The following is a 12,274-nucleotide window of genomic DNA, read 5'->3' as shown; positions in this document are numbered from 1 at the left end:
ACTGTTGAGGATCAGACCTCGGTCAGGACCTTGGTGACGTTGGGGTCAACCGAGATGCCCGGGCCAAACGTCGTGGCGACGGTGGCCTTCTGGATGTAGCGGCCCTTGGAAGCGGACGGCTTGAGGCGAAGAACCTCTTCCAGTGCGGCTGCGTAGTTCTCGGCCAGCTTGAGGGCGTCGAACGAAACCTTGCCGATGATGAAGTGCAGGTTCGAGTGCTTGTCGACGCGGAAGTCGATCTTGCCGCCCTTGATGTCGTTGACGGCCTTGGCGACGTCAGCGGTCACGGTGCCGGTCTTCGGGTTCGGCATCAGGTTACGCGGGCCCAGAACCTTACCGAGGCGGCCAACCTTGCCCATGAGGTCGGGGGTGGCCACGGCTGCGTCGAAGTCGGTCCAGCCGGCTGCGATCTTTTCGATCAGGTCATCGGAACCAACGAAATCGGCGCCGGCAGCAATTGCCGCCTCGGCCTTGTCGCCCGTTGCGAAGACGAGGACGCGGGCAGTCTTACCGGTGCCGTGGGGGAGGATAACGGTGCCGCGGACCATCTGGTCGGCCTTGCGGGGGTCGACACCCAGGCGGAATGCGACCTCAACGGTGGCGTCGAACTTGGACGGGTTGGTGTCCTTGGCCAGCGTCACTGCCTCGAACGGCGCGTAGAACTTCTCCGCGTCGATCTTGGCTGCGGCTGCCTCATATGCTTTGCTGCGCTTTGCCATGCTGCTTATTTCTCCTTGTGCAGTTGTGGTCTACGGACCGCGCTGGGCCCTGCCACAGTCGGGACTCCGGCTGGTTTATCCGTGCCGGGTTTCCAACATTTCAATGAATGGTGGTGCCGGTCGCCCGGCGGTGGGGAATTAACCCTCGACGGTGATACCCATGGAACGGGCGGTGCCGGCGATGATCTTCGCTGCGCCTTCGAGGCTCGTGGCGTTGAGGTCTTCCATCTTGGTGGTGGCGATCTCGTTGACCTGGGCCTGGGTCAGCTTGGCGACCTTGACGGTGTGCGGGGTCGGTGAACCCTTGGCAACGCCTGCAGCCTTCTTGATGAGCTCCGCGGCCGGCGGGGTCTTGGTGATGAACGTGAATGAACGGTCCTCGTAGACCGTGATTTCAACAGGAATAACGTTGCCGCGCTGGGCTTCCGTCGCAGCGTTGTACGCCTTGCAGAATTCCATGATGTTGACACCGTGCTGGCCAAGCGCAGGACCGATCGGCGGGGCCGGGTTAGCGGCACCTGCCTGGATCTGCAGCTTGATGAGGCCGGTGACCTTCTTCTTGGGAGCCAATGTAGGGTCCTTCTCTCAATTACGTCCTGGGACACAGGAGCGTGCCTCAGCTTGGTGGCCGCCATGGCGAGGCGGCCGGCCGCTCCGGGACCGCTAAGCGGGCAGTACCGGAGCGAATTCTGTGGGGAAAGCTAGATCTTGCTGACCTGGTTGAATGCCAGAGTGACGGGGGTCTCGCGCTCGAAGATCGAGACCAGCACCACGAGCGTCTGGGAATCGACCTTGATCTCGGAGATCGTGGCGGGAAGGGTCTCGAAGGGACCTTCCTTGACGATGACCGACTCGCCGACCTCGAAGTCGACGTCGACGTGCGCGGCGGCGTGCTTGACCGGCTTGCCCTTCTCTGCCTGCTCTTCTTCGAAGACCGGGGCGAGCATGGAGAAGACCTCATCGAGGCGGAGCGGCACGGGGTTGTGGGCGTTGCCCACGAAGCCGGTGACTCCGGGGGTGTGGCGGACGGCGCCCCACGAGGCATCCGTCAGGTCCATCCGGACCAGGACGTAGCCGGGGATGCGGACGCGGTTGATGACCTTGCGCTGGGCGTTCTTGATCTCAACGACTTCCTCCATCGGAACCTGGATCTCGAAGATGTAATCTTCCATGTCCAGGGTCTGGATGCGGGTCTCAAGGTTTGCCTTGACGCGGTTTTCGTAGCCGGCGTAGGAATGGATGACATACCAGTCACCCTCCTGGCGGCGCAGCTTGGCCTTGAATTCCTCGGCCGGGTCGACCTCGGCGGCGGCAGCGGCGGCTTCCAGCGCGTCGGCCGGCTCGCCGCCGGCTTCTTCTTCGCCGGACTCGGCTGCTTCCTCGCCGGACTCGACGTCGACAGCGGCGGCATCTTCGTCGGCGTCGTCAGCTACGGCCTCGTCAGCGACTTCGGATTCGGGCGCAGCAGACGCAGCCTCGGACTCTTCCACTGCTTCCACGGTGGCGTCCTGGCTCTTATCCAGCTCAGTCTCAGTTACCTCGAGCTCCTGCTCAGACACTTGGTCTCCTGCTTCCTCATTGCCTAACATGCCTATTTAAATGACTCAATTCCGCACACCCCGCGGAACCTCCGGTTTCCCGGGGATTCCACGCAGGCTGCGGACGGGTCGCCTTAGCGGTCCGTGGCTCCCTTACCGCCGAAGACCCAGCTGATTCCGGTCCCGAAGGCCAGATCGAGCAGGGTGACGATGAGCATCATGATGATCACGAATACCAGCACCACGAGCGTGTAATTGATCAGTTCCTTGCGGGTCGGTGCAACGACCTTCTTCAGCTCGCCGATCACCTGGCGGACGAAGAGTGCGATTCGAGCGAAGAAGCCAGCCTTGGCGGCGTTCTTGGCGGGGCGGCCTTTGGAGCTGCTTGCAGCCGTGTCGGTCACCTGGTCCTCACTCATCCTCGCAATGTCGGATACCCGGTTCCGGACTGAACCATGGTTGCTGCGCTGGTTCCGGATTTCCCGGAACAGCATGCGCAGGGCAGACAGGACTCGAACCTGCAACCTGCGGTTTTGGAGACCGCTGCGCTACCAATTGCGCCACTACCCTATGGATCGAAATTACGTTCCGGCTGCTCTTCCCCAGTCTTCACTGAGGCGCGGACCATCATCGTGTTTTCAACACCGGAGAACCAGTCTACGCAACAACTGCGTCTACGTCGAACCGGCACCTTCCGGACCCCTCGTGTGCCCCGGAAACCGGCTGAAAAACTCCAGTCATATTCACCTGCCGACACACCGGAGGATCCGGTGAACAGCATAGAGTAGATCCCGTCGAATCCCACAAACAGCCTCCCCAGCTGCAAGCGAAGAATGGACCCGCCATGCCTGCCGCCCGCATTTCCCAGCGCATTTCCGCCATAGCCGAATCCGCCACCCTGGCCGTCGATGCCAAGGCGAAGGCATTGAAGGCAGCGGGCCGGCCCGTCATAGGTTTCGGCGCCGGCGAACCGGATTTCCCGACTCCGGGCTACATCGTGCAGGCCGCCATCGAGGCCGCCAGCCAGCCCAAGTACCACCGCTACTCCCCTGCCGGCGGCCTGCCGGAGCTCAAGCAGGCCATCGTGGACAAGACGTTCAGGGACTCCGGCTACAAGGCCGAGGCCTCCCAGGTGCTGGTGACCAACGGCGGCAAGCAGGCGGTGTACAACACCTTTGCCACGTTGCTGGATCCCGGCGACGAAGTCATTGTCCCGACCCCGTTCTGGACCACCTACCCGGAGTCGATCCGGCTTGCGGGTGGCGTGCCGGTCAACGTCTTTGCCGGGCCGGAACAGGATTACCTGGTCACCGTGGACCAGTTGGAAGCGGCCCGCACCGACCGCAGCAAGATCCTGCTCTTCGTCTCCCCGTCCAACCCCACCGGCGCGGTCTACTCGCCTGAGCAGGTCAAGGAAATCGGCCAATGGGCGGCGTCCAAGGGCCTCTGGGTCGTCACCGATGAGATCTACGAGCACCTGACGTACGACGGCGTGCCGTTCACCTCGATTGCGACGGCCGTCCCCGAACTGGGCGACAAGGTCGTCATCCTCAACGGGGTGGCGAAGACCTATGCCATGACGGGCTGGCGGGTGGGCTGGATGATCGGCCCGGCCGACGTCATCAAGGCCGCCACCAACCTGCAGTCGCACTCCACATCCAACGTCTCCAACATCCCGCAGGTCGCGGCCCTCGCCGCGGTGTCCGGCCCGCTGACCGCCGTCGACGAGATGAAGCTCGCCTTCGACCGCCGCCGCAAGGCCATCGTGGCGGGCCTGAACGCCATTGAGGGCGTGGAATGCCCGACGCCGAAGGGCGCCTTCTACGTGTACGCGGATGTCCGCGCGCTGCTGGGCCAGGAGTTCCCCTCGGCAAACGGCCCGGTCCGGCCCGGGACGTCCGCGGAACTGGCCGCCCTGATCCTGGACGAAGTCGAGGTTGCTGTGGTGCCGGGCGAGGCTTTCGGGCCCTCCGGCTACCTCCGCCTCTCCTATGCCCTGGGCGACGAAGACCTGGCCACCGGCGTCGGCCGGCTCCAGGACTTCCTGGGCAAGGCCAAATAGTCCCCCACCGGGACGGACGCTCCCCCAGGAGGCGAGGGAGCGTCCGTCGTCGGGCGGCAGGAGGTGAGGGAGGGTCTGTCTGTCCGGTCAGAGCAGCCTGCGTTCGGCCGCCCAACGGGTCAGTTCGTGCCTGCTCGAGAGCTGGAGCTTGCGCAGCACCGCCGAGACATGGGTTTCGACGGTCTTGATCGAGATGAACAGCTCCTTGGCGACTTCCTTGTAGCTGTAGCCGCGGGCGATCAGCCGCATCACCTCGAGCTCCCGGGCCGAGAGCCGGTCCAGTTCGTCGTCGGCGATGTCGGCGGGTGCGGTGCCGAAGGCGTCCAGCACAAAACCCGCCAGACGGGGTGAAAAGACGGCGTCGCCGCCGGCCACCCGGCGGACGGCGTCGGAAATTTCCGCGCCGGAAATGGTCTTGGTGACATAGCCGCGCGCACCTGCCCTGATCACGGAGACCACGTCCTCCGCGGCGTCGGAGACACTCAACGCCAGGAACCGGGTGGTGCCCAGCAGCTGTGCCGAGCCGGCGAGCACCTCGCGCCCGCCGCCGCCGAGGCCGCCGGGGAGGTGGACGTCCAGCAGCACAACGTCGGGGCGCGTGGCGGCGATGACCGCGATGGCCTCCTCCACAGTCCCCGCCTCACCGGCGACGGCGATGCCGGGATCGAGGTCGGCCTTCAGCCCCGACCGGAAGATGGCGTGGTCATCCACGATCACCACGCGGATCGCCGCGGCCGGGCTGCCGGCTGTTACGTTACTCATGGTCTTGCCTCTCCGTTGTCGGCCGGGGCCGTGGCCGTTGCTGATGCCGGCAGCCTGAGCCGCACTTCGGTGCCGTCCGGACCGCTGGTGATGGTGGCGGTGCCGCCGTGGCGCCTCATCCGGCCGATGATCGACTCCCGCACGCCGAGGCGGTCCGCCGGGACGGAGTCCGGATCGAATCCGGGCCCGCGGTCCTTCACGAAGACCTCGGCTGCGCCGTCCGTGACTTCCAGGTACACGGACACGGCGCCGCCGCCGTGGCGGGCGGCGTTGAGCATGGCCTCCCGGGCCGCCTGGACGAGGGCTTCGTGGCGTTCGGTCATGGCGCAGTCCCCCACGCTGACCACTTCCACGGCGTGCCCCAGCGAGTCTTCCACCTCCGCGGCGGCGGCCCCGATGCCGTCCGACAATTGGCCGGCGTCCCGGCCCGGATCCCGGTACAGCCAGGCCCGCAGCTCCCGCTCCTGCGCGCGGGCGAGCCGGACGACGTCGTGCTCATTGCCGGCCCGCCGCTGGATCAAGGCCAGGGTCTGCAGCACGGAATCGTGCAGGTGGGCGGCGATCTCGGCCCGCTCGGTGGCGCGGACCCGGCCCGCACGTTCGGTTTCAAGATCGCGCCAGAACTTCAGGCCCCAGGGAAGCAGCACCAGGGCGACGCCGCCAAGGACCGCAGCGGAGGACAGCAAGGCAAGCCAGGTCTGCTGCCAGGAACCGGATCCTGACACCATGACGAGAACACCGGCAACCACGAGCGCCAGCCCGGCCGCGAGCCGGGCCCAGCCGCCGGCCTGGTCGGCCTTGGTCTTGTCCACAAGCCCCGCCCGGCGGGTCTCGTCAAGCTGCATCCAGGCGATGGCCGCGCCGCCCAGGATGGCCGCGACCGGAATGAGCGTGCCCAGGGGCACGTCGAAACCCAGCATCCGGGCAATCAGGACGCCTGCGGCCAGCAGCAGCCCCGCGCCCAGCAGGATTTCCTTGCCGAAGGGCATGCCCGGGAAGCGGTTCCAGCGGTACCCCGCCGGTTTGCCGGACGGGCCCGGGGGCGCTGCCGGGGCCGCCGTGCCACCGGGCGCCGCATCGGGTGCCGCACCGGGTGTCGCACCGGGTGCGCTCACCGCGGGGGCAATGGGCGACGCCGGCCGGCGCGCGTAGCGCCTGGCGCTTTCATCCGCGGTCGGCACCATGATCCAGAGCCAGGCGTAGAACGCGACGCCGGCGCCCCCCGCGAGCGCGGCCACCACCATGCCGATCCGGACCATCCGCACCGGCCAGCCGAGATGCTCGGCGAGGCCTGCGCAGACGCCGGCGATCACACGGTCGCTGCTGCGGGCCAGCGGCGGGCGGGAAGGGACGGTTGTCATGGGTCAATCCAAGCACGCTTCAGGGTTCTCCGGACGCGTTTTCGGCCGTAACCGGGGGCGGCTCAGGGACAGTTCAGGGTCTCCCCCAATAGAGCTGGAAGCGCGGAAACGGAAGGATCGAGGTATGAATCCGCACACTCCGCCCCCGCCTGAAGGCCACGACCCTTCCGAACGTCCCGCCGACCATCCCTCCGACCGTCCCTCCGGGGGGCCCGATGCCTCCGGCAGCCCATCCGAGGGCCCCTCCGGCATCCCCGCCGCCCCGGCAGCCGGCGAGCCTCTGCCCGAGGCACCGCCCCTCTATCCGCCGGGTGGGCCGGCTGGCCCGGGAACACTGCCACCACCGCCCTACTACGGGCCGATGCCTCCGCTGGCCGGCCCCCAGCCACAGAACTTCTTCGATTGGATCCGCAGCCACGGAATCCACCGCGGGCGCGAGCGCTGGATCGGCGGCGTCGCCAGCGGCATCGCCCAACGGCTCGGCGTCGACCCGTTGATTGTCCGCGGCGTCCTGATCGTCCTGACGGTGTTCGCCGGCGTCGGGGTACTCCTGTACGGCCTTGCCTGGGCACTGCTGCCCGAACCCGACGGACGCATCCATGTCCAGGAGGCCGCCGCCGGCCGGTGGACCTCGGGCATGACCGGCGCGCTGATCACCACGGTCATCGGCTTCCCAAGCCTCGGCAGCGGCGTCTGGGGCTGGGACCGGTACGGTTTCGGCGCCTTCGTCTGGACAGTCTTCTGGGTGGGGGGCGCCATCTATGTCGTCTACTACCTGAGCCAACGCAACAAGGCCCGGAACGGAACCGCCCCGCTGTCCGTGCATCACCGGCCCGGCGGCCCGGTTGACCGGGGAAACGCAGCCAACACCGCCACGTTCGCCGGCGCTGCCGGGGCAGATCCGGCCGGTGGTTCCACCCAGCACGGCTACCCGCAGGGCGGCTACCCGCAGGACCCAGGCCCGGTCTGGGGTCCGCCCCCGCCGGCCAGGCCACGGAACCTGGGACCGGGCACCCCTGCCGTGGCGGTCACCGTCGGGCTCGCCCTGCTGGTGGGTGGCGGCATCAAGGCCCTCGACGCCGCCAGGCTCATCGATCTGGGGAATTCCAGCAACGCCGTGGTCTGGGCGAGCGGAGCAGCCGTCCTCGGCCTCGGGATCCTGTTCGCCGGGCTCCGGGGCCGCACCTCCGGCATCCTCGGATTTTTCGCCGTGGTCGCATTGATCATCGGGGGGATCTTCAACGTGGTGCCGAACGGGGACAGGTTCCGCCTCCAGAATGCGGACTGGACACCATCCAGCATCGAACAGGCCCGGAACGGCTTCGACATCACGGGCGGCACCGGTACCGCGGACCTGACAACGCTGGCCCTCAACCCTCCCCTGGGCACCGACGTCGTCGTTCCCATCGACGCGACGGCCAGCAACCTGACGGTGGTCATCCCCATCACCGTCCCCGTGCACATCGAGGCGGACATGACCATGGGCAACCTCAACGAAGGCAGCGGGAACCGTGGCGGCGTGACGACCCAGCAAAGCGACTACAACACGGGCAAACCGGGCGCACGACTGATCCTCAGGATCTCCGGCACCATGAGCAACGTGACCATCAAGGAAGGCAACTGACATGAGCAGCTATGACCCGCCGACAGGAAGTACACCGGACACCGGGGCCGCCGTTCCCCCGCAGCCCGAAGCACCGGGGCCGCAGGACAGGGCACGCTTCCCCGCCCGCGTCGGCACCGTGGTGTGGGGGCTGATCGTGCTGGCGCTGGCCGCTCTGATCATCATTTCCCGGCTCGGGATCGTGGTCCTCAACGGCAGCTATGTACTGATCGGCCTGATGATCGGAGCCGGCGCCGCACTCGTGATCGGCGGTCTGCTTTCAGCCCGCGGGCGTGACAAAGACACAACGACAGGGAAGTCTTGAACCATGGACAAATTCTTCAGCACCGTCAGGGGCCTTGGCCTGAAACGCGGACCGCAACGCTGGCTGGGCGGGGTCTGCGGAGGAATCGCCGCGAAACTGAATGTGGATGTGGCGTTCGTCCGGATCGCCTTCCTGCTCTTTGCCCTGCTGCCCGGCCCGGCCTTCGTCATCTATCTGGCCGCGTGGCTGTTAATCCCGGACCAGCGGAACGCCATCATCCTCGAATCCTTCCTTGAGAAACGCCCCAACCGGCCCTGACGGCCGCCCGTAGCAGACCCGGGCGTATCCGCCACGGCTCTGACGCGGGACGCGTCCCGGCTTGAGCCAAGACAACGGGTGCCCCTGCCACGACGGCAGGGGCACCGGCAGTTAACCATTTGTGTCCTTGCCCACACGCCCCACTAGACTCTAGGTGAGCTCAGCGTGGCGCTCTGCCTGTACCCCTTCGAACCAGGATTTGAGCCAGAACATGAAAATTGGAATCCTCACCAGCGGCGGAGACTGCCCCGGGCTGAACGCCGTTATCCGTGGCGCCGTCCTCAAGGGCATCGCCGTCCATGGCCAGGAATTCGTCGGCTTCCGGGACGGCTGGCGGGGCGTCGTCGAGGGCGACATCATCGACATTCCCCGCACCATGGTCCGGGGCCTCTCGAAGCAGGGCGGCACCATCCTCGGGACGTCCCGCACCAACCCGTTCGAAAACGGCGGCGGCCCCGACGTCATCAAGGCCAACATGGAGCGGCTGGGAATCGACGCCATGATCGCGATCGGCGGCGAAGGCACCCTGGCCGCGGCAAAGCGGCTGACCGACGCCGGCCTGAAGATCGTGGGAGTCCCCAAGACGGTCGACAACGATCTCGACGCCACCGACTACACCTTCGGCTTCGACACCGCCGTCGAGATCGCCACCGAGGCGATCGACCGCCTGCGCACCACGGGCGAGTCCCACCACCGCTGCATGATTGCCGAGGTGATGGGCCGGCACGTGGGCTGGATCGCGCTGCACGCCGGGATGGCCTCCGGCGCCCATGCCATCCTGATCCCCGAGCAGAAGGCCTCGATGGAGCAGATCACCGAGTGGGTCCTCTCCGCCCGGGACCGCGGCCGCGCGCCGCTCGTCGTCGTCGCCGAGGGCTTCGTCCCCGAAGGCCAGGAGACGCCGCACTCCGAACGGGGCCTGGACACCTTCGGCCGCCCGCGCCTCGGCGGCATCGCCGAACTGCTGGCCCCCGAGCTGGAAGCCCGCACGGGCATCGAGACCCGCGCCACTGTGCTCGGCCACATCCAGCGCGGCGGGGTTCCGACCGCGTTCGACCGGGTCCTCGCCACCCGCCTTGGCATGGCCGCCATCGACTCGGTGGTCGACCGGCGCTGGGGCACCATGGTGTCCCTCAACGGCACCGACATCGTGCACGTGGGCTTCGAAGCTGCACTCGGAAACCTGAAGGCAGTCCCGCAGCACCGCTACGACGAGGCCGCGGTCCTCTTCGGCTGAAGCCATCCGGGCCAGGGCGGTCCGGGCCCGCTCCGGGCGGCCCGCCGCCGGTGGGTAGTGTTGAGTCATGACTCTTGAGCCCGGTTCCGCTGCCATCATCCAGCTCGCGTGGGCACGCCACCTGGGATTCGACGACGCCGGATTCGCGGCCGCCGGCGGTGCCCGGCTCACCCGTGCCGATGAGTCCCGCCGCTCGGTCGACTTCGTCCGGCTGTTCGGCAGCTCCGCCCTTGTGGGGCCACAATGGGTGCTGGATGCCGCCGCCGGGATCCCGGATGAGGAACTCGCCCAGCACGTCACCCTGCTGACCATCACCCGGCCGCACGGCGGCTATGGCCTGGGCGCGGCGGCACTCTTCTTCGCCGATGAGCTGCCCCTGCTCCAGCCCGCCGAGGAGCTCACGGTCTCGCACGGGAACCCTGAAGCCGTGGAACTCGAGGGCCGCTGCCCGCCGGATGATGTGAACGAGGTCCGGCTGTCCGGGTTGCCGCACCGCTACACCATCATGCGCGATGACGACGGCCGGTCGGTGCCCGTTGCTTGCGGCGCCTACGCGGAATGGGAGGGGATCCTCGCGGACCTCGGCGTGCTCGTGGACCCGGAATGGCGGCGGCGCGGGCTGGGCTCGCTGGCCGCCTCGATCGCCGCCCACGAGGCCCTCGCTTCGGGGCTGACGCTCCAGTGGCGTACCGACGTCAGCAACCAGGGCTCACTGGCCATCGCCCGGAGCCTGGGCTTTGCCGCCGGCGGCATCCAGACCAGCGTCCTGCTCGGCTGACCCGGATGCCGCCGTGCGCGGCCGTGCGTACGTCAGCGCGGCTTTGCCTGCGCCCGCCCGCCTGGCATCTGCGCCGGATCGGCAGCGGCAGCAGTGCCGGCAGTGGCCCCAGCAGCACCGCTGGCCGGTCCCCGGCCCCAGCCCTGCACCGGCTTGGGCCTGGCGAAGAACACGGCCACGGCCGCACCGATCAGGATCACCGCGGCCGGCAGCTGGATCGACTGGCCCATCGCCGTCGAGAATCCCTCGTGGAGCGCCTCGGGCAAGGATCCGCCGAAGGCCATCGGGCTGGCCGTGCCCGATGTTCCCGGTGCGGCGGGAAGTTCCGCCGCGAGCCGGGCCTGGATCAGGACGGCGATCGCGGCGCTGCCGAGGACCGCGCCGATCTGCCGGGTGGTGTTGTAGACGCCGGAGCCGGCCCCCGCCTGCCGGGGCGGCAGGTTGCGGGTGGCGGTGGAGCTCAGCGGCGCCCAGATGCCGGCGTTCGCGAAGCCCAGGACGGCGCTCGGCAGCAGGAACAGCCAGATCGGCGTGTCCGGATGCATGAGGGAGGCGTTCCAGAACAGCGCCACGGACATCAGGACCAGGCCCGCCGCGGTGATGTACTTCGGGTTGACCTTGTCGATGATCTTGCCGACGACGGGCGCGAGGCCGCCCGAAATCAGCGCCATCGGGACCATCATGAGGGCGGACTGGGTGGGGGTCAGGCCACGCACGATCTGGTAGTAGAAGATCAGCGGCAGGCTGAAGGCCGTCACGGTGAAGCCCACGGTGGTGATGGCGATGTTCGCCAGCGAGAAATTGCGGTCTTTGAAGAGGGACAGCGGCAGCAGCGGCTCGCCGTCATAGAACCGGGGGTTGACCCGCTGCCACACCACGAACACCACGAGCACGGCGATCCCGGCGATGATGAGGCCCCAGACCGTGACCGGGCCGGTGATGGTGCCCCAGTTGAAGGTCTCCCCCTCCTGGATGCCGAAGACCACGAGGAACAGCCCGACGGCGCTGAGCAGCACGCCGGGAATGTCGAACTTGTGCGGATGCGTGCTCAGGGCGGGGACGAAACGCCAGGCCAGGATGAAACCCACGATGCCGACCGGGATATTGATGAAGAAGATCCATTCCCAGCCGAGCCCGTCGACCAGGACACCGCCCAGGATTGGGCCCACCAGGGTGGCGACGCCGGCCGTGGCACCCCAGATGCCCATGGCGGCGCCGCGGCGGTCCGGCGGGAAGATGCGGGTGATGACGGCCATGGTCTGGGGGGTCATGATCGCCGCTCCCAGGCCCTGGAGCACCCGGGCCCCGATGAGGGTCTGGACGTCGCCCGAGAGACCACACCAGAGCGAGGCCACGGTGAAGACGACAAGGCCGGACAGGTAGAGCTTTTTCGGGCCGAAGCGGTCGCCAAGCCTGCCGGTGATCAGCAGCGGGACGGCGTAGGCCAGCAGGTAGGCACTGGTCACCCAGATCACCGAGTTGATGTCAGCGTTCAGGCCTTCCATGATGCGCGGATTGGCCACCGAGACGATGGTGGTGTCGATCAGGATCATAAAGAAGCCGATCACCAGGGACCAGAGTGCCGGCCACGGCCTGGCTACGTTTTCCATGGGATTCCTTAAGAGTGCTGG

At 67.5% G+C, this 12,274-nt stretch carries 13 protein-coding genes and 1 tRNA gene; 6 read left to right on the top strand and 8 right to left on the bottom strand.

The annotated features are described in order from the left end of the window. Positions 1–11: 11 nt before the first annotated feature. The 5 genes from rplA to E5206_RS06955 form a co-directional block, all read right to left on the bottom strand. Positions 12–719 carry a 50S ribosomal protein L1 gene (rplA, locus tag E5206_RS06975; RefSeq protein ID WP_024365991.1) on the bottom strand — a complete coding sequence of 236 codons (708 nt, stop codon included), beginning with the start codon at positions 717–719 and terminating at the stop codon, positions 12–14. A gap of 138 nt (positions 720–857) precedes the next feature. Continuing rightward, on the bottom strand, positions 858–1,289 hold the full coding sequence (rplK, locus tag E5206_RS06970) for a 50S ribosomal protein L11 (RefSeq protein ID WP_024365990.1): 432 nt from the start codon (positions 1,287–1,289) through the stop codon (positions 858–860). 131 nt (positions 1,290–1,420) lie between these two features. Beyond that, a complete protein-coding gene (nusG, locus tag E5206_RS06965) occupies positions 1,421–2,278 on the bottom strand; it encodes a transcription termination/antitermination protein NusG (protein WP_136321863.1) in 858 nt (285 codons plus the stop codon). Between the two features lie 113 nt (positions 2,279–2,391). Next, positions 2,392–2,676 (bottom strand): preprotein translocase subunit SecE, encoded by a 285-nt coding sequence (gene secE, locus E5206_RS06960; protein ID WP_136321862.1) that lies wholly within the window; start codon positions 2,674–2,676, stop codon positions 2,392–2,394. 78 nt (positions 2,677–2,754) lie between these two features. Continuing rightward, positions 2,755–2,827 (bottom strand) — tRNA-Trp (locus tag E5206_RS06955). Between the two features lie 274 nt (positions 2,828–3,101). Between E5206_RS06955 and E5206_RS06950 the strand changes: the two genes are divergently transcribed. Then, complete coding sequence (locus E5206_RS06950; RefSeq protein ID WP_136321861.1) at positions 3,102–4,319, top strand: pyridoxal phosphate-dependent aminotransferase; 1,218 nt, start codon at positions 3,102–3,104, stop codon at positions 4,317–4,319. Positions 4,320–4,406: 87 nt separating this feature from the next. Here the strand turns inward: E5206_RS06950 and E5206_RS06945 are convergent, their stop codons facing one another. Both E5206_RS06945 and E5206_RS06940 read right to left on the bottom strand, forming a co-directional pair. Next, on the bottom strand, positions 4,407–5,081 hold the full coding sequence (locus E5206_RS06945) for a response regulator transcription factor (RefSeq protein WP_205760018.1): 675 nt from the start codon (positions 5,079–5,081) through the stop codon (positions 4,407–4,409). Further along, on the bottom strand, positions 5,078–6,442 hold the full coding sequence (locus E5206_RS06940) for an ATP-binding protein (protein ID WP_136321860.1): 1,365 nt from the start codon (positions 6,440–6,442) through the stop codon (positions 5,078–5,080). Before E5206_RS06940 ends, E5206_RS06945 begins: the two co-directional genes overlap by 4 nt. A gap of 124 nt (positions 6,443–6,566) precedes the next feature. Here E5206_RS06940 and E5206_RS06935 point away from each other — a divergent pair, with 124 nt between their 5' ends. From E5206_RS06935 to E5206_RS06915, 5 genes are all read left to right on the top strand, one after another. Then, a complete protein-coding gene (locus E5206_RS06935) occupies positions 6,567–8,066 on the top strand; it encodes a PspC domain-containing protein (RefSeq protein WP_136321859.1) in 1,500 nt (499 codons plus the stop codon). Between the two features lies 1 nt (position 8,067). Next, positions 8,068–8,370, top strand: a complete 303-nt coding sequence (locus E5206_RS06930) for a hypothetical protein (RefSeq protein ID WP_136321858.1) — start codon at positions 8,068–8,070, stop codon at positions 8,368–8,370. Between the two features lie 3 nt (positions 8,371–8,373). Then, positions 8,374–8,628 carry a PspC domain-containing protein gene (locus tag E5206_RS06925; RefSeq protein ID WP_136321857.1) on the top strand — a complete coding sequence of 85 codons (255 nt, stop codon included), beginning with the start codon at positions 8,374–8,376 and terminating at the stop codon, positions 8,626–8,628. 211 nt (positions 8,629–8,839) lie between these two features. Continuing rightward, a complete protein-coding gene (locus E5206_RS06920; RefSeq protein ID WP_136321856.1) occupies positions 8,840–9,865 on the top strand; it encodes a 6-phosphofructokinase in 1,026 nt (341 codons plus the stop codon). Positions 9,866–9,932: 67 nt separating this feature from the next. After that, a complete protein-coding gene (locus tag E5206_RS06915; RefSeq protein WP_136321855.1) occupies positions 9,933–10,643 on the top strand; it encodes a GNAT family N-acetyltransferase in 711 nt (236 codons plus the stop codon). Between the two features lie 32 nt (positions 10,644–10,675). On the opposite strand, the gene E5206_RS06910 is transcribed toward E5206_RS06915, so the two are convergent. Next, the gene (locus E5206_RS06910; protein WP_240690014.1) at positions 10,676–12,253 is read right to left on the bottom strand and encodes a DHA2 family efflux MFS transporter permease subunit; all 1,578 of its coding nucleotides are present in this window, start codon (positions 12,251–12,253) and stop codon (positions 10,676–10,678) included. Positions 12,254–12,274: the final 21 nt, after the last annotated feature.

The organism is Arthrobacter sp. PAMC25564 (assembly GCF_004798705.1).
Lineage (GTDB): Bacteria > Actinomycetota > Actinomycetes > Actinomycetales > Micrococcaceae > Arthrobacter.
This window is presented reverse-complemented; position numbering and strand designations above follow the sequence as displayed.

Bases quoted from the DNA above. Each gene is read 5' to 3' on its own strand.
- rplA (WP_024365991.1), bottom strand. From the start codon at position 719: ATGGCAAAGCGCAGCAAAGCATATGAGGCAGCCGCAGCCAAGATCGAC.
- secE (WP_136321862.1), bottom strand. From the start codon at position 2,676: ATGAGTGAGGACCAGGTGACCGACACGGCTGCAAGCAGCTCCAAAGGC.
- E5206_RS06950 (WP_136321861.1), top strand. From the start codon at position 3,102: ATGCCTGCCGCCCGCATTTCCCAGCGCATTTCCGCCATAGCCGAATCC.
- E5206_RS06945 (WP_205760018.1), bottom strand. From the start codon at position 5,081: ATGAGTAACGTAACAGCCGGCAGCCCGGCCGCGGCGATCCGCGTGGTG.
- E5206_RS06940 (WP_136321860.1), bottom strand. From the start codon at position 6,442: ATGACAACCGTCCCTTCCCGCCCGCCGCTGGCCCGCAGCAGCGACCGT.
- E5206_RS06935 (WP_136321859.1), top strand. From the start codon at position 6,567: ATGAATCCGCACACTCCGCCCCCGCCTGAAGGCCACGACCCTTCCGAA.
- E5206_RS06930 (WP_136321858.1), top strand. From the start codon at position 8,068: ATGAGCAGCTATGACCCGCCGACAGGAAGTACACCGGACACCGGGGCC.
- E5206_RS06925 (WP_136321857.1), top strand. From the start codon at position 8,374: ATGGACAAATTCTTCAGCACCGTCAGGGGCCTTGGCCTGAAACGCGGA.
- E5206_RS06920 (WP_136321856.1), top strand. From the start codon at position 8,840: ATGAAAATTGGAATCCTCACCAGCGGCGGAGACTGCCCCGGGCTGAAC.
- E5206_RS06915 (WP_136321855.1), top strand. From the start codon at position 9,933: ATGACTCTTGAGCCCGGTTCCGCTGCCATCATCCAGCTCGCGTGGGCA.
- E5206_RS06910 (WP_240690014.1), bottom strand. From the start codon at position 12,253: ATGGAAAACGTAGCCAGGCCGTGGCCGGCACTCTGGTCCCTGGTGATC.